The sequence below is a fragment of the Pseudovibrio exalbescens genome (genome assembly GCF_028737195.1).
GTDB classification, from domain to species: domain Bacteria; phylum Pseudomonadota; class Alphaproteobacteria; order Rhizobiales; family Stappiaceae; genus Pseudovibrio; species Pseudovibrio zosterae.
In genome coordinates this window covers 235,578-257,136 of record NZ_JAQZAJ010000006.1, presented here as the reverse complement: position 1 = coordinate 257,136, position 21,559 = coordinate 235,578, and the positions used below count along the sequence as shown (strand labels likewise).

Annotated in this window: 13 protein-coding genes; 9 read left to right on the top strand and 4 right to left on the bottom strand. The window is 50.9% G+C overall.

What is annotated here, in order from left to right; translation table 11 throughout:
* Positions 1 to 46: 46 nt before the first annotated feature.
* A complete protein-coding gene (locus PUV47_RS17005) occupies positions 47 to 652 on the bottom strand; it encodes an NAD(P)H-dependent oxidoreductase (RefSeq protein WP_274219785.1) in 606 nt (201 codons plus the stop codon).
* Positions 653 to 765: 113 nt separating this feature from the next.
* Here PUV47_RS17005 and PUV47_RS17000 point away from each other — a divergent pair, with 113 nt between their 5' ends.
* Entirely contained in the window at positions 766 to 1,686 is a 921-nt protein-coding gene (locus PUV47_RS17000; protein ID WP_274219784.1) for a LysR family transcriptional regulator, read from the top strand.
* Positions 1,687 to 1,726: 40 nt separating this feature from the next.
* Here the strand turns inward: PUV47_RS17000 and PUV47_RS16995 are convergent, their stop codons facing one another.
* Together PUV47_RS16995 and PUV47_RS16990 are read right to left on the bottom strand one after the other, a co-directional pair.
* Positions 1,727 to 3,601, bottom strand: coding sequence for a monovalent cation:proton antiporter-2 (CPA2) family protein (locus tag PUV47_RS16995; RefSeq protein ID WP_274219783.1), 1,875 nt, complete (start codon positions 3,599 to 3,601; stop codon positions 1,727 to 1,729).
* The gene (locus tag PUV47_RS16990) at positions 3,598 to 4,224 is read right to left on the bottom strand and encodes an NAD(P)H-dependent oxidoreductase (protein ID WP_274219782.1); all 627 of its coding nucleotides are present in this window, start codon (positions 4,222 to 4,224) and stop codon (positions 3,598 to 3,600) included. The genes PUV47_RS16995 and PUV47_RS16990 overlap by 4 nt, the downstream gene beginning before the upstream one ends.
* 549 nt (positions 4,225 to 4,773) lie before the next feature.
* Here PUV47_RS16990 and PUV47_RS16985 point away from each other — a divergent pair.
* On the top strand, positions 4,774 to 12,312 hold the full coding sequence (locus PUV47_RS16985; RefSeq protein ID WP_274219781.1) for a type I polyketide synthase: 7,539 nt from the start codon (positions 4,774 to 4,776) through the stop codon (positions 12,310 to 12,312).
* Positions 12,309 to 13,688: an aminotransferase class I/II-fold pyridoxal phosphate-dependent enzyme gene (locus PUV47_RS16980; protein ID WP_274219780.1), complete on the top strand. Its 1,380-nt coding sequence runs from the start codon at positions 12,309 to 12,311 to the stop codon at positions 13,686 to 13,688. Before PUV47_RS16985 ends, PUV47_RS16980 begins: the two co-directional genes overlap by 4 nt.
* Before the next feature lie 3 nt (positions 13,689 to 13,691).
* On the opposite strand, the gene PUV47_RS16975 is transcribed toward PUV47_RS16980, so the two are convergent.
* Positions 13,692 to 14,447, bottom strand: coding sequence for an SDR family NAD(P)-dependent oxidoreductase (locus PUV47_RS16975; protein WP_274219779.1), 756 nt, complete (start codon positions 14,445 to 14,447; stop codon positions 13,692 to 13,694).
* A 348-nt stretch (positions 14,448 to 14,795) separates the two neighbouring features.
* Between PUV47_RS16975 and PUV47_RS16970 the strand changes: the two genes are divergently transcribed.
* The 6 genes from PUV47_RS16970 (at position 14,796) to PUV47_RS16945 (ending at position 21,550) form a co-directional block, all read left to right on the top strand.
* On the top strand, positions 14,796 to 15,851 hold the full coding sequence (locus PUV47_RS16970; RefSeq protein ID WP_274219778.1) for a polysaccharide biosynthesis/export family protein: 1,056 nt from the start codon (positions 14,796 to 14,798) through the stop codon (positions 15,849 to 15,851).
* A gap of 175 nt (positions 15,852 to 16,026) precedes the next feature.
* Positions 16,027 to 17,451 carry a lipopolysaccharide biosynthesis protein gene (locus PUV47_RS16965; RefSeq protein WP_274219777.1) on the top strand — a complete coding sequence of 475 codons (1,425 nt, stop codon included), beginning with the start codon at positions 16,027 to 16,029 and terminating at the stop codon, positions 17,449 to 17,451.
* A gap of 20 nt (positions 17,452 to 17,471) precedes the next feature.
* Positions 17,472 to 18,239, top strand: coding sequence for an ABC transporter permease (locus PUV47_RS16960; protein WP_274219776.1), 768 nt, complete (start codon positions 17,472 to 17,474; stop codon positions 18,237 to 18,239).
* 1 nt (position 18,240) lies between these two features.
* A complete protein-coding gene (locus PUV47_RS16955; RefSeq protein WP_274219775.1) occupies positions 18,241 to 18,897 on the top strand; it encodes an ABC transporter ATP-binding protein in 657 nt (218 codons plus the stop codon).
* 167 nt (positions 18,898 to 19,064) lie between these two features.
* On the top strand, positions 19,065 to 20,240 hold the full coding sequence (locus tag PUV47_RS16950; RefSeq protein WP_274219774.1) for a capsule biosynthesis protein: 1,176 nt from the start codon (positions 19,065 to 19,067) through the stop codon (positions 20,238 to 20,240).
* On the top strand, positions 20,234 to 21,550 hold the full coding sequence (locus PUV47_RS16945) for a capsule biosynthesis protein (RefSeq protein ID WP_274219773.1): 1,317 nt from the start codon (positions 20,234 to 20,236) through the stop codon (positions 21,548 to 21,550). Before PUV47_RS16950 ends, PUV47_RS16945 begins: the two co-directional genes overlap by 7 nt.
* Positions 21,551 to 21,559: the final 9 nt, after the last annotated feature.

The window sequence follows — 21,559 nt, the reverse complement described above, 5'->3', positions numbered from 1 at the left end:
GGCGCCATTGGCGCCCTTTTCCGTTAATTAGGGGGGTACGCTAGACCTAAGCTACCTCACTGGGGCCTTCGTTATACACTTGAAGCTCTTTCAACAACCTGTCGAGTTTGACCTGAGGGTTGAGTTCGCGGTCCAGAACATGGGCCAGCATGGCCTCGACGGAGGCTTCAAGTTCACTTTCTGTTGCAGTAACCCCGCCATGAAACACATAGGGACTGAGGTAGACTGCCTTAGCCAACAAGAAAGTCTGCTGGAATGGCTTCAAAAACTCGTCCATCGAGAAGTTGTTGTAGCCTCCCGCATGATAGCTGACCTCTGGTCCACCTGTTGAGGTTAAAATCAAGGCCTCCTTGCCAGCCAGCTTGTCGCCATCGGGGCCGTAGGCAAAGCCGTATGAAAGCACTTGGTCGATATATGCCTTCATGATGGCTGGCGCAGAATACCAATACCACGGAAATTGAAGTATAATTCTATCGTGACCTAATAAAAAGCTCTGCTCCCTATCAATATCGAATTGATAATTCGGCCCTACCACGACTTCGGAAAGAAGGCGCTGTGTTACACCTTTTTCTTTTGCAAAAGCTTTATGCCAAAGACTGTTGATTTTTGAATTCGCAATATCTGGGTGTGCATTTAACACAAGCGTTCTCATTGGACTTTTCTACCTCACAAGTGATCGAACCAACGTTCAACACAAGAGGTAACGCCGCCTCTTTATTCGATAAAGTCCTGTATTTTGACTTCATTAGTGTATAATATACACCAATGAGACTTCCCCTGACCCATTTGGAGATCTTCTCCGCCATTGCCAAGCTGGGTTCTTTGCGAGCGGCCGCGGAGCATCTTGGATTGAAAGCTTCCACCGTCAGCCATCAACTGAAGAAACTGGAAGAGGATATGGGCGTTGCTTTGTTTGTGAGAACAACCCGTTCCATCCAGTTAACAGAGGCTGGACGGGCTTTACACGAAGGCACGCAGCCCGCCTTTGAGCAACTCTCTGCGGCCCTCCAGGAGGCCCTGAGGACGGGGAAAGGTGCGCGAGGCGCACTGCGCATCAGCCTGCCGGAGCTGGCCTATCAGCTGATCCTAAAGCCCATCCTCCCCCAGTTCATGGAGGCCTTCCCAGAAATTGAGTTGGAGTTTAATTTTTCTGATGGTCTTGCAGATGTTATCGGCGAAGGATTTCACGCTGGCATCAGGTTTGGCGATCTAATCCAGCAGGATATGGTTGCCATTCCGCTTACCGGTCCCCTGAAGACCAGTGTGGTTGCCGCCCCTTCATATTTGAAGACCACTTTCGTACCCGACCATCCTCGCGAGCTTCTTGGGCACAACTGCTTGCGTTATCGCTACCAGACATCGCGAAAGTTCGCCGATTGGGACTTTAAAACGGACGGAGGCCGCATTACCGCAAATGTGAGCGGCAATATGGTGACAAACAGTTTGCCTGTGCTGCTTGAGCAAGCGCGATCAGGTGTCGGTCTTGCCTACATGCCACGCGCCTTGACGAGCGCGGACCAAAAGAATGGCACCCTTGTTGAACTCCTCAAGGAATTCAGCATAGATCTCGCGGCACTGCACCTGTACTTTCCAAAGGAATACCGCAGCATCACACCACTGCGGTCCTTCATAGATTTCCTCAAGCCTCTCAGGCTTCCCGATCGTGACCAAGTCCACCCGTCATAACCAAGTGCGTCCCGAAGACAGGCCCGCAAGTTCACAAAGATCAGCTGTTTGCATCTCCCTTGGGCGGTGGTAGCCAACCATCATCAGCCTGTCTCGCGACCTCGTTGTTATCCAGCTTCATGACATCCAAGAGCTGCTCTCCGCGTGATTTGATTGTGTCAAGGTAGTGTTGATCAACGCCCTCGGTGATCCATCGATCACGAAGCTGGTCCAAGGTTTCCAAATCATGCGAACGAAACGCCCGTGACTTCCGCTCTGCAAGAAAAGGATGCAGACCCAATAGCACAAGTGCCTTTCGCCCCATGGTTATGGAGCTTTCAAACAGCTCCCGTTCGGCAACATGAGCCCCTGCGATCTCAAGCTCGTAAACATGATGCCGATCGAAAGCTCGTGCAACGATTTTCAAATGCGGATAAGTCTTGGCAACATGCTCCACCATCAGGGTTTGTTGGTCGCGGTTATCAATTGCAGCGACAAACAGCTTTGCTTCTTCCAGGCCTGCGGCGTGGAGAAGGTCAGGGCGGGACGCGTCTCCGTAAAAGGTCTTGATGCCTACGCGGCCAAGGGCTTCGATCTCTTGAGGATCATGGTCAAGAACGATGACCTTGTAGCCTGAGCTCATGAGAAGCCGGGCCACGACCTGGCCATATCGCCCAACACCGGCCACAACCACGGGACCCGTTTCGTCAATGATGTCGGCTTTTCGCTCATTTTTCTCGACCAAACGCGGTGCGATAACCCTGTCATGCAATATGAACAGCGCGGGTGTGATGAGCATTGTAATGGCCACAACGAGCGTCAGCATCTTGGCAAGGTCTGGAGGGATTGCGCCTGCGCTTAATGCAAAGCCAAATAAAACAAACGCAAACTCACCAGCCTGAGCCAGCCCCAGCGAAAAAAGCCATCTGTCAGCTGTTGGCAACCTGAAGCCCACAGCGAGTATGTAAAGCACAATAAATTTAAGTGATAGAATGCCAAACGCGAGCCCGAAGATTGTTCCAGGCGCACCAAAAAGCAGCTCGAAGTCTACGCCCGCTCCCACAGAAATGAAGAAGAGGCCAAGTAGCAACCCCTTGAACGGATCAATATCACTTTCGAGCTCATGTCTGTATTCACTATCCGACAATACGACCCCGGCGAGGAATGTCCCCAGTGCCGGCGAAAGGCCTACGGCCTCCATGAGCAAAGCAATTCCTATCACCAACAACAGAGCGGCTGCCGTAAAGATCTCCCGCAACTTTGCCTCTGCTATGAAGCGGAAAACTGGCCGTATCAAGTAGCGCCCAGTGCCGATAATCGCGGCAATTACAACAAGAATAACGAGTGCTTGGAGCCATCCGGGCAAAGCTGAAAGCACATTGTGCCCCGTCTGCGCTGTGTGGCTGCCATCTCCACCCAGAGCGTGAGAGACGGCCAGCAATGGCAATATTGCTAGCATCGGGATGACGGCAATATCTTGAAAAAGCAGCACGGAGAAAGACGACTGTCCCCCGACTGTCTTCATCTGCCCCTTTTCATTGAGTGTTTGTAGGACAATCGCAGTTGACGAAAGTGCGAGCGTCATACCAATGGCAAGCGCAGTTTGCCATGGAAGCGAAAAGGCAACGCCGAGCCCCCCGATTAGCGCTGTACTCAGGAGCACTTGAAGCCCGCCGAGCCCCAAGAGCTTGGCACGCATCTTCCAAAGCATGGCAGGTTGAAGCTCAAGTCCAACGAGGAACAACATCATTACAACACCGAACTCGGCGAAGTGTTTTACTTTTTCGGTTTCAGAGCCCACGACCCCCAACAACGGGCCAATAACAATGCCTGCGATCAGATACCCTAGAACGGAACCAAGACCCAAACGCTTGGCAATCGGAACCGCGATGACTGCAGCGACCAAATAAACAAAGGCATCTTGCAGCAGGCTCATGATGCTGCCTCCGAATCATCTGGAAGTAGTATGTTATCCAGATCTTCGGCTAGACTGTTGCCCCGTTCCGCCCGCTCGAGATCCACACGGTCATTAACGAGCGCAACCAAGAGCCGGTGGTAGTCAGCCAGATGTTTTTCCAGCCGTCCATCCTCACGCGCATGTCCGGACGCATAGATTTCAAATGGAGGAAGAAACCGCATTTTGCACAAGCGGGCAGTTTCTTCGAAAGGTGCCAGCAGGTCTCGCAGTTCACGCCGATAAGCCCCATCGTGACGATAAGCCGAACGGCTGGCTCCGCAAGTCACTGCATTGAAAAAGAGTTTCCCGGCGAGAGCTGTACCGTGAGAGCCATAAGCGAAACCGTGTTCCAGCACGAGATCTTGCCATTCCTTTAGAAGTGCAGGTACGGAATACCAATAGAGTGGATGTTGGAATGCCACAATGTCATGGTCGAGCAATCTCTGTTGCTCTTTTTCTACACTAATATCAAAGGTTGGGTATTCGGCGTAAAGGTCGACGAGCGTGACACCATCAAGGGAACGGGCGATGGCTGACATCGGGAGATTCATCTCAGAGCGGTCATTGCGCGGATGCCCGTATAGAATGAGAACCTTTTTCATCTCTGGTTTTCCGTGCCATTGGTTTTGGCAAAATATTTAAATTTCTCGATATTTCGCAGGCACTACCATGAGCGCAAGTGCTTGGCAACAACGTGATCGTCAATGCTGTTACGTCGCATGTTAAGCGGCAAATGATTCAGATCAGCTGTTTCCTGTTTATAGTCAGCTATCGATTCGCTCGCAAAAAATCGATAACCAATAATCTTCAATGTGATCGGACTACCGCAGGCAAGCGCATAGCTGCATTGAACGACCTGTGGAGCACTGCATCATTTCCCCAGCAAAGCACAGATGCTTTCTTAATGGTTATTAATTTTTCATAGCATTCCTGTTGTTTATCGTGGTGAATTGAGCCATCAAACCAGCTTGCTGACGCTAGTGGATGAAGCCCCACGTCTTTTTTGCAAAAGCTATTAGCGGATGCGCTTAGCGGAAAATCAAAGCTGGTATTTAAAGAGTTTAGATTGGCACAACCTAGTGGGATTATGCCGACAAACCTCCGACCGGTGGCGCGGTCTGACATTGCTGTGAATTAAAGCGGGTTAAAAAGTGATTGAAATTGTTGGTTGGTCCCTGCGAGTACCCGGTGGTTCAAACAAGTCTGAACTCTGGTCACTCTTAAAAAACGGTGCGTGTTCGGTTACCCAAATACCGCAGGACCGCTGGAATTCTTTTCGCTATTACCATCCAAGGTACTCTGAAGCTGGCAAGACCTACACATTTGCGGCCGGGGTTCTGGATGATCTTTGGGGTTTCGACCCAACTCTGTTCGGCATTTCGCCTCGTGAAGCAGAGCAAATGGATCCCCAACAGCGTCTGCTATTGGAACTTACGTGGGAAGCCATCGAAGATGCTGGCGTCGCGCCATCTTCCCTAGCGGGTGAAAATGTTGGTGTGTTTGTCGGCACCTCCGCTCTGGATTATGGTGCGGAGAGCCTGTTTGATCCCAGCGTCGCTACCGGCCATTTCATGACAGGCAATACCCTGTCCATTATCGCGAACCGCCTCTCTTACATTTTCGATTTCAAAGGCCCCAGCTTCGCGGTCGATACTGCGTGCTCCTCTTCACTGGTGGCTATGAATGAAGCCGTCAACGCTCTGAACTCCGGGCGCATCGACACGGCCGTGGTCGCAGGCGTAAACGTCCTCGCAAGCCCCTTCCCATTCGTTGGCTTCGCGCAAGCAACAATGCTGTCACCAGATGGTCTGTGTAAGGCTTTTGATGCCGATGGAAAAGGATATGTGCGGGCCGAAGGCGGGTTAGTTTTTGTTCTGCGTCGAAGCGACGCCGCTCGCTGGAAAGGCCAAAAATCGCATGCTGATATTGTCGGCGTGGATGTGAATTCAGATGGCCGCACTGTTGGCATGTCGTTGCCATCCGAGGATTACCAGGCCGAGCTCCTTGCAAGAATTTATGAAGAGAATGGCATCAAGCCCACAGACCTTGCTTTTATCGAGGCACATGGAACCGGTACACGGGTAGGGGACCCAGCAGAAGCAGGCTCGATCGGCCGCGTTTTGGGGCAAGCGCGCACTACTCCTTTGCCCATTGGCTCCATAAAAACAAACATTGGTCACTTGGAACCCGCATCGGGCTTGGCTGGTGTCGCCAAGTCGATACTCGCGCTGCAAAACAACTATCTTCCAGCTAGCCTGCACTTTGATACACCGAATCCAGATATTGATTTTGCCGGTCTCAATCTATCTGTTGCCTCAGAAGGCCTCGCCCTGACAGCGGGCAAAAAGCGACGGTATGCAGGCGTAAACTCCTTCGGTTTTGGTGGCACCAATGCCCATGTCATTCTAAGCGACCCCTCTGCCCCCCCTTTGGAGAGTGAAGGTCCTTGTCAGGCCAGCATCTTGATGTTGTCAGCGCAAACAAAAGACGCGCTTCGCGACCTTGCCTCATCCTATGCGGAGCGGCTGCAGTCGACAAACACAACAGACCTCAACGTATTCAAAGCCGCTGCCTACCATCGCCGGCAGTCACTTTCAGAAAAGCTGATGGTTCTTGGGAATGATACGAAGAGCATCATTTCCTCACTGAAGACTTTTGCTGAGGATGAGAAGGCAGACAACGTAATCCATGCAACTAGCGAAAGCGCCACAGGAAAGTGTGCATTCGCATTTGCAGGAAATGGCGCGCAGTGGGCAGGCATGGGCGTCAACGCCTATGAACGCAATTCTGCTTTCGCCAGCACTTTCGACAGGGTTGATGCGTATTTTCGCCCCCTGGCAGGCTGGTCTCTCCGCGAAGCACTTACAGACCCGCAATTGGAGGCACGGCTTAAGCAAACAAGTGTAGCACAACCTCTCCTGTTCGCCGTTCAGGTAGCCCTTTGCGATGCCCTGGCGGCATACGGTTTGAAACCAGACATGGTGTTCGGGCACAGTATTGGTGAAGTCGCCGCGGCTGCAGTAGCTCAGTGTCTGCCTTTGGAAGAAGCGGTGTGTCTGGTCTACAATCGTTCTATTCATCAGGAGAAAGTAGCCGGTAGCGGCACAATGGCTGCTCTGGTACTACCAGCGGACAAAGCCGAGGCCGCAATCCGTGAAAGTGGCTTGAAAAGTCTGGAAGTCGCGGCCATTAACAGCCCGAAATCAGTAACTATTTCTGGCTCTTACGAAGATGTGGACGCTTTTGCAAAGTTTGCTAAGTCAAAACGCTACGTACTTCGTAAAGTCGCTCTCGACTATCCATTTCACAGCTCGTTGATTGAACCTGTAGAGGCGCCATTTAGAGCTTCAATGCAGGCGCTCAACCCTGCTACGGCGTCGGTCACATTCTACTCAACGGTCACCGGCGACGCAATTACTGGCACCGATCTTACCGTTGACTATTGGTGGCAGAACCTTCGCAACACCGTACGCTTTTCAGAGGCAGCTGACAGCATCCTGCGCGATGGAGCCACACTGTTTATAGAAATTGGCCCAAAACCAATTTTGCAGGGATACCTGCGTCAGGTCTCAAGTGAGGCCGCGGTATCTGCTAAGATTATCGACACACTCCAGACAACCGACTCAGAAGCGGCAGACCCAATACTGGAAATCGTTGCCAACGCGTTGGCAAACGGCGCCGTTGTCGATGAGCAATCTCTGTTCGGCGCGAATCCATCCTCGCCTGTAGAGCTCCCAACTTACACCTTCCAGCACAAACGTTTTCGGTTTCAGAGCACTGGCGAGAGCAATATCGAACTCTTCCGTGGAGGCGATCACGATCTCCTTGGTTGGAGAACCGATGGAGAAAGTACCGTCTGGACGACGCACTTGGATACCAAGGTCGTCCTGTTTCTGGCGGACCATGTGGTCAACGGGCAGGATATTTTCCCTGGTGCCGGTTATGTCGAGATGATGCTCGCAGCTGGACGACATGTCTACGGGCAAGATGAGATTGAAGTTCAAACAGTCGACTTGCTCCAGGCAATGCATTTTAGCGAGGAGTACCTCACAGAAGTTCAGACACGCGTCTTCCCAGAAACCGGGACTGTGGAGATCTACAGCAGACGTCGTTTGAGCGATGATGCTTGGATGCTGAACGCAACTGGCCGCGTTTATCGTGCAGTGCCAGCTGAACCAAAAAGACCACAGGATCACCAACGTCCTGCAGAGTTAATTGCTTCTGGAGAGGAAATTTACGCACGCGCCCGTAGACACGGCCTGGAATTTGGCCCTCACTTCCAGCGCGCGCAGATTATTTCAAAGCTTGCACAAGGACGTTATCGCGTACAACTCAGTACACTAGAAGAAAGCGGATTTGATCGCGGCAATTACAACATTCACCCGGCTGAGCTGGATGGCTGCTTCCACGGCCTTCTGGCGCTATTTGAAGCGCTCAGCGACCACGACAGCGCTGGCAAAGCCTACATTCCCATCCACTTTGCTTCCATTCGACAGGTGAAGTCAGGTGGATCGCCAGAACTGGTAGATATTCGCGTCAAACGCGTATCACCACGATCTATACATGCAGATTTCCTGATTTATGATGGAGACGGCGATCTTCTCTGCAGTATCGTTGGGGGTCGTTTCAGAGCGACTGAGCTCGGTCGACGTGACAATCCTGCGGATCTTGTTTATCGGTTTGAGCCCAAGCACCTCCCGCTGCGTACCTATGCCGTACCAGCAGAACAAGCCAAGCATCTGACCATTGGTGCTCTCGAAACCGTTCTCTCGCGGGGAAATTCTACCCTTTCTCTGGAAGATCGAGAGCGTGAAAGTCAGTTGCTTCTTGAAGCAGCTGCGCAACGCACTGCGTATGATGCAATTCGTCAACTAGCCGATAACAATGGCACTGTTGATCTCTCTAGCATTCCAATTGAAAACAAGACATTCGCTCGTCAGCTCATTCAGATCCTAATCGAGAGTGAAGCTGTTTCACAGACCGACGATGATTGTTTTGAACTTCAGGATGATTTCGATCTGCCTGAATACGATGTGCTTATCCGTAGCGTCATGCACGACAATCCTGACGAAGTGGCCAGTGCTTCTTTGTTGACGTACGCCCGCCGGGGGTTGTCCAATCTGGGAGTGCCGCCGCAATCACCGGAGGAAGAGCCATCTGCAGCCCTCTTGGACCACTTTTGGTTCTCATCACCGGGAGCGCTGGCTCGTACGGCCACAGCTGAAGCTTGGATCGTACCCTTCCTGAATGCTTGGCAAGGTGGGGATCCGCTTCGCATACTTGACCTGGCAGGCTCCGGATTGAGTTTGGCTCGCTTCATATCGAACCGGGTAGATTCAAGTCTCCTATCGATAGTTATCGCCGAGCCTGATCACAAAAGCGCTGCCCGTCTACAAGCGACGGTAGAAGCCGGTGCAGACATTGAAGTTTGCGATGTATCCGAAGGATGGGGAGAAGTGCTTGATGGTCGCAAATTTGATCTGATCATCTCCACCGGTAGGCTTCATCATTTCAGCGCGGCCAAAAACCCGCTCAACAAGCTTGCAGAAGCGTTGGCGGTAAATGGCCGTTTTGTTGCAGTGGAAGGTGCCTCAGAAACCCTTCAAGATGTTGTTTTCGGGAAAAAACCGCATTGGTTCGAAAACAGCGTTTCGCCCGACTTTCCGATGGGGCCAATGATGAGTGCTCAGGGCTGGGCAATGCACCTACGCACTAATGGCTTTGCCGAGATCGAAGCTTCTCAAAAAGTCATCAGCGGAGCCAATCTGTCATTTGTAACCGCAACAAAGGTTGAGCTATCTTCCTCATCTGACACTACAAATACGGAACATGAACCGGAAACCTGGCTAATTCTGTCAGGGGGCACGCACGGTGAACTCGAAACTGCATGCGCTCTTTTAAATGGGGCTCTGGCCAAGGGCATCTCAGCTAAGCACTTGGTAAGTGATGGCAACGCTTTTGATGCGAAGGCCGAAGAGCATTGGGATGCACTGCTTTCTGAGATGGGCACCACAGGCCATACACGCATCATTGATCTGTTTGGTTCGATGGCAATTGACCATACAGCTAAAGATCAAATCGCTGAACGTGCTCTGGTTTACATGGCGCTGGCCAAAGCAAGTAAAGGACGGCAGGTTCAATGCGTTTTGGTCGCAAGTGGCGGGCCTACTGTTCCATCACCGGCGCACATCTCACCAGTGCAAAGCGCCATATGGGCATTTGGTAGAACGCTTGCAAATGAGGCCCCCGAACTGAAACCTACGCTGATTGATGTTGATTTCAGGAAAGAGGCAAAGACGATTGCGGCACAAATTCTGACAGCGATTGGCGAGCTCGGCGATGAGCGCGAAGCATCGCTAAACAACAACAGTTTGGTTGTACCAAGAGCGGTCAGGGGCTTTTCCAAGAAGTCGTGGCAGCCAGCAAAAACCATGGCTTTGTCTTTTGATCGGCCAGGATCTCTGGACAATTTGCAATGGCACTCTTTTGAGCGAAGAGAACCTGAAGCGAACGAGGTGGAGATTGAAGTGGCAGCTACGGGGCTGAACTTCAGAGATGTAATGTGGACCCTCGGCATGTTGCCGGAAGAGGCATTGGAAGACGGCTACGGCGGCCCGTCTCTCGGCCTTGAAGTCTCCGGTCACGTGACGCGGGTGGGCAGCGCTGTAACCAGTGTGAAGCCAGGAGATCAGGTTATTGCATTCTCATCTGGAGGGTTTGCAACTCACATTTCCGTACCAGAATTTTCTGTTGCCCCTATACCTGAAGGCCAGGACCTTGTTGCAGCAGCCAGTGTACCCGTAGCCTTTTTGACTGCCTACTATTCGTTGATCCACTTGGGTCACCTTCGTGAAGATCAATGGGTATTGATTCATGGTGGTGCCGGTGGTGTAGGACTAGCAGCGCTCCAGATTGCAAAATGGGCAGGAGCTCAAGTAATTGCGACCGCCGGTTCAAACGAAAAGCGGGATCTTTTGAAGATTCTCGGCGCGGATCATGTTCTTGACTCCAGATCGCTTCAGTTCTCACGGGAAGTTATGGAAATTACCAGTGGCGAAGGTGTGCACGCGGTACTTAACTCTCTTGCAGGGGAGGCCATGGAGCGCAGCCTTCAAACGGTTCGCCCCTTTGGATGTTTCCTTGAACTGGGCAAACGAGATTACTATGCCAATACCAAGATAGGGCTGCGCCCTTTCCGTAGAAACCTCTCCTACTTCGGCATCGATCTCGATCAAATCCTTTTGTTTGATCAGGACTTAACCGGCAGGCTGATCAAGGAAGTGTTCGAGCTATTGGCGGACGGCACATTCACTCCACTACCGCACCGTCGGTTTGAGGCAAGAAGTGTGCAAGATGCCTTCCGTCTCATGCAGCGCTCAGGCCACATTGGCAAGATTCTGGTTGTTCCACCACAGAGCAATGAGATCCTGGTACCACCGCAAAGAAAGCCCATCCAGTTTTCTTCGGCAGGGTCTCACTTGGTAATTGGGGGGCTCGGCGGGTTCGGCGGAGAAATCGCTACCTGGCTGGCAGATAACGGCGCACGGGAAATCGTTCTAACAAGCCGCAGTGGTGTTGTAAGCGACGAGCATGAACGCGTAATTGCCAACCTTGGTTCGCGCGGTGTCTCTGTCAAAGTCAAATCGTGCGACGTAACTGATCGTTCGGCCCTGGCAAATCTGCTTGAGTCCCTTCGAAAGCAGGGCCCTATCAAGAGTATCATTCATTCGGCGATGGTGCTTGACGATGGTATTCTTACACAACTTGATGAAGAGCGTTTCAAGAAAGTTCTTTCTCCAAAAGTGGAGGGAGCCCAACTGCTGGACGAGCTGACCCGCAACGATCCCTTGGAACAGTTCATTCTGTTTTCTTCAGCAACAACAATGATCGGGAACCCCGGCCAATCCCACTATGTGGCAGCAAATGGCTTTTTGGAGGGCATCGCTCGGAAACGTCGGCAGGCAGGTCTCCCAGGAATAGCCGTAGGGTGGGGAGCAATCGGCGATGTCGGCTTTCTGGCAAGAAATGCAGATGTCTCCGACAAGCTCTCCCGTCATTTGGGATCTGCAACGATCCGTGCGCGGGAGGGGCTTGATATTCTTCTGACCGCGCTTTCACAGGACGACGGCGCGCCGGATGGCGCAGTTGTCCATGTTGGACGTTTCGATTGGCCCTCTGCTTTTTCTTCGCTGCCGCTCCTGAAAACACCGACATTCACCAAGCTGTCGGAACAATTCAGTACAGCAGGCGACAGTCACGATCAGGTGGATATCCACCAGATGATTTCTGGCAAAACTGAGAAGGAAGCGATTGAGATCATTTCAGCTCTGCTCGCTGGAGAGATTGGGCGCATCCTGCGGCTACCCACAGACGAAATCAGTTCGACGAAACCGCTTGCTGAGTTTGGCATGGACTCACTCATGGGCCTCGAGTTGCGAATGGGAATTCAACAAAAGTTTGGTGTCGAGATCCCACTGGTATCGATCACTGGCGGCACGAACATTGAGGACTTTGCAGCGCAAATTCTGAAGCGCGTTGGAGGCGAGAGCGAAACGCAATCGGCATTCGATTCAACCCATGAGAACCTTGCCGGTCAGCATGTGGATGCGTCTTTGAGTGAAGAACAGAAGACGGCACTACGTAAAGCACTGGAAGACCAGGAAAACAAGGTGGCGAGCATTCTGCAATGAGCACACATAAAGCACCAAAATTGCTGAGCACGAGCGAACGCGCAGCCGCTTTAGCAGCTGTGCGGCGAAAAAAAGCGACGTCATCGAATGACTCTGCAATCTTCAAGGCGGCAGAGCCACGGAAACGCAAAGCGCCTTCCTTCTCCTCTTTACCTGGTTTTCAGGAAATGCGTATTCAGAGGGCCGCTGCAGATCTTTTGGGCGTAGATAACCCGTTTTTCCGTGCGCACGATGCCCGGGCTGCAGCGACAACGCTCATAGATGGGCAAGAGTACTTGAATTTTGCAAGCTATGACTATGTTGGCCTTAATGGGCATCCGGAAGTGGTTGCAGCGGCAAAGCAGGCAGCAGACCACTATGGCCTATCTGCAAGCGCGAGCCGAGTTGTAGCCGGGGAAAGACCAATCCATTCAGAACTTGAGGCAAAGCTCGCTCGGCTTCATGGCGTCGAGGATGCCGTTGCATTTGTCAGCGGCCACGCGACAAACGTTTCGGCAATCGGTCAGCTGATGCAGCCCAATGACCTGATCCTTCACGACGCCTACATTCACAACAGTATTGTAACGGGTGCAAAGCTTGCAGGCGCCGTTCGTCAAGCATTTCCTCACAATGATCTTGAGGCGCTGGAAAATCTGCTTGCATCTCGAGCCCATAACCATGAACGCGTTCTTATCGTCGTTGAGGGCGTATACTCCATGGATGGAGACTACCCGAACCTGAAGCGCCTTATCGACATTAAGGAGCGATACGGCGCGTGGCTCATGGTAGATGAAGCCCACTCCATAGGTATTCTTGGAGAAAAGGGACGGGGGCTAGCGGAGCACTTCCACGAAGACCCTAAAAAGGTCGATATTTGGATGGGAACCTTCTCCAAAACCCTGGCCAGCTGCGGTGGGTACATTGCGGGCTCCAAGGACATGGTGGAATACCTCAAGTTTACCGCATCAGGCTTTGTTTTCAGCGTTGGTTTGTCACCTGTTCTTGCTGCTGGTGTCTCAAAGGCCATCGATGTTATGGAGCGTGAACCAGAACGCGTTGTCATGGCACAAGCCAACGGCGCATACTTTCTCGCCGAGGCGAAAACAGCAGGACTGGATACAGGTGTCAGCCAAGGCTGTGCAGTTGTGCCAATCATGATTGGTGACTCACTCAAAGCCACGGTCATTGCTGCCAAGCTTTTGGAAGAAGGCGTCAATGTGCTTCCAATCATCTATCCGGCGGTTCCTGAAAAGGCGTCGCGCCTTCGCTTTTTCATTACAAGCGAGCATAGTAAAGATCAGTTAGACACTGCGATCCGCGCTCTTCGAAAGACACTGGATGACTATGACGCCAATCCAATATCCATCGAGCATTTAGCAACCATGATGGCTGGTTAAAAACTAGCGTTCGTAATTGAACCGTTTCCCGGCCTTCTTGCGCAGCTTCCAAGGAAGCAGGTAGCCCAGCCTAATACTTAACGCCAGCAGGGCGGGGAACGGGTAGAACGGCTTCCTTTTTTCGACTGCCCATCTAACTTTCTTGGCGGCTGCCGATGCTGAAAGTTCTAGCGGGCGCCAGCTCTTGTAAAGATCCGCCATCGGGGTCTTGATGTATCCGGGGCAGACCACTGAAACGAAGACGCCGTAGTCATCCAGATACTCGCGCATCGCTTCGCCATAGGCGATGATACCCGCTTTAGATGCACCATAGGCTGGCCCATCCTTAATAGGCTGCATGCCCGCCAGAGAGCTTATAAGTACGATTGTTCCTTTACCGGCTTTTTGCATATGCGGGGCCACGGTCGTAACCACGTTTACGACGCCGCCAAGATTTGTATTGATTTGCGCTAAGGCGACCTCTGCTGATTCAATCGAGCCATCCTCAGAATGACTACCGGTAACTCCTGCATTCGCAATGACCAAATCTATGCCGCCCTCGGACAAAATTGGCGCTAGCGCCTTGCGAACAGACTCGGTCTCACTCACATCAGCGATACAAGACCAAGTTTTCGCTCCCCTTTTTTCACAGAGCGTGCAAACCTCCGACAACCTTTTGCTGCTCCGTGCCATGAGCACTAAATCAACATCCTGTTCAGCAAATTCCAACGCTATGGCTTTCCCCAAGCCTGAGCTCGCCCCCGTAATTAGTACGCGCATGGATTGCGTCCTTTTCGATCCCGACTCATACCAAGGCTACTTGCCGTCCGCTCCCTTAAGAAAGCCGCCCTCACGTATGATCTCAACCTGTTTTACACCGCTATTTCAAACTAATTATTTTTAACCAGTCACTTATTGTAAATACTGGCACGGTATCCTATCAAAACGTAGTTTTCGGTGTACTGATTCAGGGGCTAGCCGCGCAAATCGGCCTATATTGGAATGGTTTTGATTAAAACGATGTTCTCAACACTCAGAGATGTCTCTCCAAGCCTCTTAGGCAGTCTTCTCGTTTTGCTTGGCGCTTTAGGCCTTTCAGGATGTAGTTTCGTCCCAGGTACTGGCCCGATGTCTCAAGAAATAGTTGAGCAGTCTCGAGAAGTGGAACCTGAAGCATTCCAATTTGAACTTATACCTCTCAACGAGAGAACAATGGCTCATATCCTTGCACATCAACGCAGTGGATTAGGGGCGAAGTTTTCAAGTGCCAAATGGGCGCCACGGCATATTGTCGGCATTGGTGACGTTGTCTCAGTGGTCGTTTGGGAAAAAGGAGGCGACAGGCTGTTCTCAGACGGGCAGATGGGTACGAAAACCGAGCTTGGTCCGTTTATGGTAAGCCAAGAAGGGACAATAACAGTTCCGTACATCGGAAAAGTTCACGCCTCCGGGAAATCCGTGTCTCATCTTCAAGAGGCAATTCAACTCGCCCTTGAAGGGCAGGCTACAAATCCTCAGGTAATTGTTACGCTTAAGAGCAACACCAGCAGCTTGGTAACACTCAACGGCGACGTGCGCCAGCCCGGGCAAGTCCCTTTGGCTCTTCATGGTGAGCGCCTGCTCGATGTACTCGCCCGCGCTGGCGGAAGTGCTACACCCGCGAGCGAAACTTACGTTACTTTCATTCGCGGCCAGAAGCGCGCGGAGCAATTGTTGAAAACCGTATATGAGCGCCAAGTCGAGAATGTGTATGTTCGACCTGGTGATCAGATCATTTTAAGCCACAACCCTCAAACTTTCACGGCTTTTGGTGCCGTTTCTAAAGTTGGAGAATACCCAATACAGGCAGGTGAAGTGTCTTTGATTGAAGCTCTCGGTCGTGTCGGAGGTCTCTCAGAGAATTCTGCTGACCGCTTGGGTATGTTCGTGTTTAGATATGAAGACGCAGACCTCGTGCGCGAACTGCAGCCTGATGTTCGGACAAAAGATGGCAGTATGATCCCCGTTGTATATCGCATCGACATGAGACAGACCGGCTCGTATTTCTTGGCACAGCAATTTAATGTGCAAAACAGTGATATTTTATACGTCTCCAACTCATATGGCGCAGAGCTGACCAAATTTGCACGTATTCTAAGTACAACTGCAGGCGTAGTGCGCTCGACCACTGTTATAAGCTTTTAGGCCCCCAAGGACCGTGTGCCTAATTTCTAAAAACAGGAGCATTTGCAGGATGCCGTGGGTATTTGATGCAATTGCAACAACTGTTGGGTTTAATTTTTAACACTCTCGGTGCAGTAATATGAAGACCTTCGTGATTAGCGATGGAATATAGAAGTCCATTGGAGGCGAGAAAATAGTGAACGCGGAACAAGCAAAGGCTGCTCCTTCTCCCGCCACCGCTGCAGAACCCAAAGAAACCCCAAAGCCGGTTCCACAGGCTGTTGCTTCTAATGTTGATCAAAAGACGAGCACATCACAAAAAGAAACCGGAAATACGGATCTTGGTGCCCCGGCCAAGGACACGCCGCCCCCACCTTCACGGAAGGGCGGCTCAGTAATTCCGCTTCCTATCAGGGGGAAACCAGACGCCCAAAAGGCTGTTAAAGAGTCAATCCGCTTCTTTTCAATGGCGGGCCTTCGACCTCAACAGAAACGACGTCGCCTACTTTGGTTGTCATTTTTGGTTTGTGTGGTCATTCCGGCGTTTCTGGGGAGCGTCTATTTTCTTTTTATTGCTTCAGACCGGTATGTCGCGAAAGCAGGATTTTCCATCAGAAGCTTGGACGGCCCATCTGTTGGTGGAGATCTCCTTGGGGCATTCACTGGCCTTGCCTCTACTGGATCGACGACAACTGATTCCTATATGGTCATGGACTACCTACATAGTCGGGAAATTGTAGAGCGGCTCTCGAAAGATATGGGTATTCGGGAGAAATATTCCGCCGACAATGTGGATTTCTTCTACCGACTAGACGCAGCCCTTCCTATCGAAGATTTGGTAAACTACTGGGAGTGGATGATCTCCGCTAGCTTCGACACTCATTCATCTATCATCAATTTTGAAGTAGAAGCGTTTACACCGCAAGATGCTGAACGAGCTGGTCGGCTCATTTTGGGATACATTTCTGAACTGGTGAATGATATTTCCGAGCAGGCCCGACAAGATACTGTACGGTTTGCTGAGGAAGAAGTATCTCGTGCAGAGCTTCGGTTGAGGATGATTAGAAATCGCATGTCTGAGTTCAGAGAGACCGAAAATGCGATTGATCCATCACTTAACGCGGAGGTCCAAGTTCAACTAATTGCCCGTTTGCAAGAACAGTTGACCGATACTCGCGCGCGCCTGGCCACTCTGGAAGGCACTATTGATGAGAGCTCGCCGACTTTGAGGCAACTGCGCCGCCAAGAAAAAGCCATTCTCGGCCAGCTTCAGCAACGTCAAAATGAAATTGGCGGCGGGGGCCAATTTGAAGATAGCTCACTTCCGAACGCAGATCGCCTCTCGCCACTCTCTTCGATGATTGCCAGCTACGAAGAATTGGAACTGGAAAATCAGTTTGCACAGAAGGCCTACGTTGCAGCGCTTGCATCATTGGAACAATCTCGTGCGGAAGCTGATCGTCTCCAGCGGTATCTCGCTGTCTTTGAAAGGCCAGCAACTCCAGAACAAGCCATCTATCCCCGTAGAATAACCAACACTCTCCTCTTGATTGTTGGATTGATTATCGTTTGGTCCATTGGCACTCTGATGGTCTACTCGGTAAGAGACCATCTTCGATAACTGCACACGAATTGGCTGCAATGGAGAACGTTCTTCTAATCCAAACGAGAGTAGTCGGCGCTCTGGTACTACGAGAGACCCGCACGACTTTTGGCAACTCCCAACTCGGTTACTTCTGGGCCATTGCGAATCCAGCGTTAGGCATTGCCGTGTTGGTTGGTCTTTTCTCGATGATTGGGCGCGTTCCGCCCTATGGAGATAGTCTAGCGCTGTTCTTTGCAACCGGTTTCTTGACGTTTGAGCTTTATAAAAAGCTATCGAGTTCACTTATGAGTGTTTTTGATAGTACTCGTGGCTTGCTTTCTTATCCACTAGTAGTCGAAATTGATGTGGTATTGGCACGAGCTCTACTGATCGTTGCAACCTACCTTTTTATAATGCTCATATTCTACGGCTCCCTGATTGTTCTAGGTCTTGCGAGTTATCCAAGGAACGCTGACCAGATAGCAATGGCTGTTCTTGCTACCTCATTGCTCGGGATTGGAGCTGGATTAGTAAACGCCGTCATTATGAGGCTTTGGGCTACTTGGAAGCAAATTGAGGGCATTCTGAGTAAGCCACTGTTTTTCATATCGGGCATATTTTTTATTCCTTCGGCATTCCCTTCGTCACTTGTTGACTTAATCTCATGGAACCCTGTTCTGCATTGCATAGAATGGGTGCGAGAAGGATATTATCCGAATTACAACAGTGTGGTACTCGATAAGCCATACCTTCTGTCAATCACCTTAGTACTTCTATTGGTGGGATTAGGGGCAGAACGACTATATCGAAAGAAGCGCATTTAGAATGATAGAGTTTCAGAACGTATCGAAGACTTATCACCTAAAGGGCGTTACCAAAGTTATTCTTGACGATGTTTCATTTCGATTTCCCAAAGGTCGTAATGTAGCCATTCTAGGCCACAACGGTGCTGGCAAATCAACGATGATGCGACTCTTGGCCGGCGCAGAACTACCCGACTCCGGAGCCATTCGTCGTCACGTTAAGGTGTCTTGGCCTCTTGGATTTGGCGGCGGCTTTAATGGTGACATGACGGGTATGGAAAACATCCGTTTTGTTGCGCGCATGTATGGTGAAGACACGGAGCGTGTCATTGAGTTCGTTGAAGACTTTTCCGAGCTGGGAAAGTCACTCACTCTGCCGATCAAAACTTACTCAAGCGGCATGAAGGCGAGACTGGCATTCGGTGTAAGTATGGCTATCGATTTTCGCTACTACTTGATTGATGAAGTCACAGCTGTAGGCGATGCCCGCTTTAAGCGCAAATGTGACGAAGTGTTTGAACAAAAACTGGAACGATCGAATATTGTGATGATTTCCCATAGTATGGGCGCGATCAAAAAGCTTTGCGATATGGGCTGTGTTCTAAACAATGGAAGGCTGCACTTCCATGACAGCGTCGATGAGGCGATTGAGCACCACAATCATAATCAAAGTACCTAAAGTAAAAGAAAATATAGATTGGCGTACATTTGACATTGTCCCGCAAGAGTTTTCTTTTCCTGCAATCCCATCCTTCTCGTTTCGGGCGAACTCTATACGACCACATGAGCAGGACCGGCCATAATTGCTCGATTGTAAACCTGTCACTAGGTGATTGGTGGTTTAGGATGGGAACACCCTCGCACAACTATTGGGGGCGACTGCGTTCCTGGCGAGAATATCTGGAACGTCTGGTGGACCTGCATCAAATAACGGACATAGTTTACTACGCTGACCGGCGACCGTATCACCGAATAGCACAGGCCATTGCACGTGAACGGGGAATAAACGCTTACGCCTATGAGTTTGGTTATCTGAGACCCGATTGGATAACACTTGAGAAATGGGGTATGGGAGCTTATTCGCATTTCCCCGATGATCCTCAAAAAATTCGCAGCCTTGCAGCTAATGTTCAGGTTGAATGGCCTAGCGACCGTTATCCGCACCCCTTTATTCAAGAAGCCACATCAGAGGTCGTTTATAATCTAATCCCTGTATTTTTCCCTTATCTCTATCCATTTTACGAAAGAGACAGGTACTACCACCCAATAAAAGATTACTTTAGCTATATTCCGCGCCTGGCACGGTCAACAAAGTCAGAAACAATGGCGGACCAAATAGTTGAAGAACTAACCGCGTCAAACCGGCCCTATTTTGTGGTGCCTCTACAGATGCAAAGCGACTATCAAATTCGTCATCATTCGCCTTATGTACATCTCTCCGAGATGATAGATGAGGTAATGCAAAGCTTTAAGCACTACGCTCACAAAGATGCTCTCTTAGTATTCAAAATACACCCATTTGATAACAACTGCGAAAACTGGCCGAAGGTTATATCAGGGCTTGCTAGCCACTATGGGTGCCGTGAGCGCATACGCGTTCTCGATGGGGGAAACCTCCATCAGTTGCTGGCACATTCACAGGGCACGGTTTTGGTGAACTCAACAACAGGTTTGCAGGCGCTCAACTTGGGGATCCCCGTCAAGACGCTCGGAATTGCGATCTACGATATAGAAGGACTGACATGCCAGCTGCCCCTAGATAAATTCTGGAACAACGCAACGAAACCAGATCCAGCGCTTAACCAGGACCTACGAAAACTGCTCGCGGCCAGCATACAGGTTCATGGTAGCTTTTTTACTCCAGCCGGACGTGAGGCAGCCGCAGAAGAGTTCACAGATCGCCTTGTGAATGGCACGGTCAACAGCCATGGCGCATACGAAGAGATACCCCCGCGCCTTGAAAGAGCTCGAAAGATAGGGGTACCCATACCAGACGATAGCTATTGGAGCGATAAATGCTGAGCCACCAGCCAGCCAAGTCCATACTCTTTTTGCAGGGACCGCTCTCAGACTACTTTTCTCAGATTGCGTCTTTTTTGAAGGCTGAAGGACATCAAGTCCACCGAATAAATTTTTGCGGTAATGATCGCATTGACTGGCATCACGATGGCGCAGAGGATTTCACAGATCCACCTTCAAGCTGGGAGGACTTCTTGTCATCCTTTTTAGACAGGACAGAAGTCAACGCTATTGTTTTGCACGGCGACCGGCGATTTTACCATCAGATTGCGAGCAAAGTTGCACGGGAGCGGGGGATAGAAGTCTATGCGACCGAACTCGGCTATCTCAGGCCCGATTACATGACAATCGAGAAGTCAGCATGCTCTGCTTGCTCACACTTCCCAACTGATCCTGCAGCTATCTTTGAAATTGCCGCCAAGGTGCCCGAGGTGCGCAATGGTACGATTTACTCTGGCTCCATGCTGTCTCAGGTCATGCAGGAATTGCGATTTACGTTTTTTAATACCCTGTTTCATCGCAGCTTTCCGCACTATCTCAATCACCGCTTAGAGCGCTGGACGACAGTATACGCGGGGTGGCTACAAGGCCAGTTGAGCAAAAAGCGACGTGCCAAGGAAGCCCTTAAGCGACAGAACACCCTTATAGGTGCAAATGAAAAGTACTATCTAGTGGCGCTGCAGTTGGAAGGGGATTTTCAGATAAGAGATCACTCGCCTTTCAATGGGATGGGCGATGCTATCAAGTACATTGCACAGTCGTTCGCAAGGTGCGCGCCTAAAGATGCAAAGCTGATTTTAAAAACCCATCCTTTAGAGTTCAGGCGCGCAAAACTGCGCGACGCAGTCGAAGCTATTTCTCAAGAACTAGAGATACCGGCCCGACTAGAACTCATCGATGGCGGCGATCTGACGTCTCTTTGCAAAAATTCACAAGGCTTCGTTACGGTCAACAGCTCTGCTGGTTTAGATGCGCTCAAAGCTGGAACCCCCACTATGGCGGTAATGCCCACTATCTATGATGTCCCGGGGCTAACCTTTCAGGGTTCCTTAAACAACTTTTGGGCCATGGGCACCAGACCAGATCCCACGCTTTTCGCCGCGTTTGTTCGCGCCCTTGCCGGAACGATACAGGTCCGCGGGACCCTTTATAACAAGGCAGGGAGACGTCAGGCTGCAAAGGAGACTGCAGCGAAGATTTCAATGGGCACAGTCAATTCGCCAGGGGCGTTTATCCCCATTCCCCCACGGTTACACAAGGCGGAGAAGAACGGCGTAACTTACCCCTTGGCTTCCCAACGGGTTTCGGTTTAGATCTCCCGA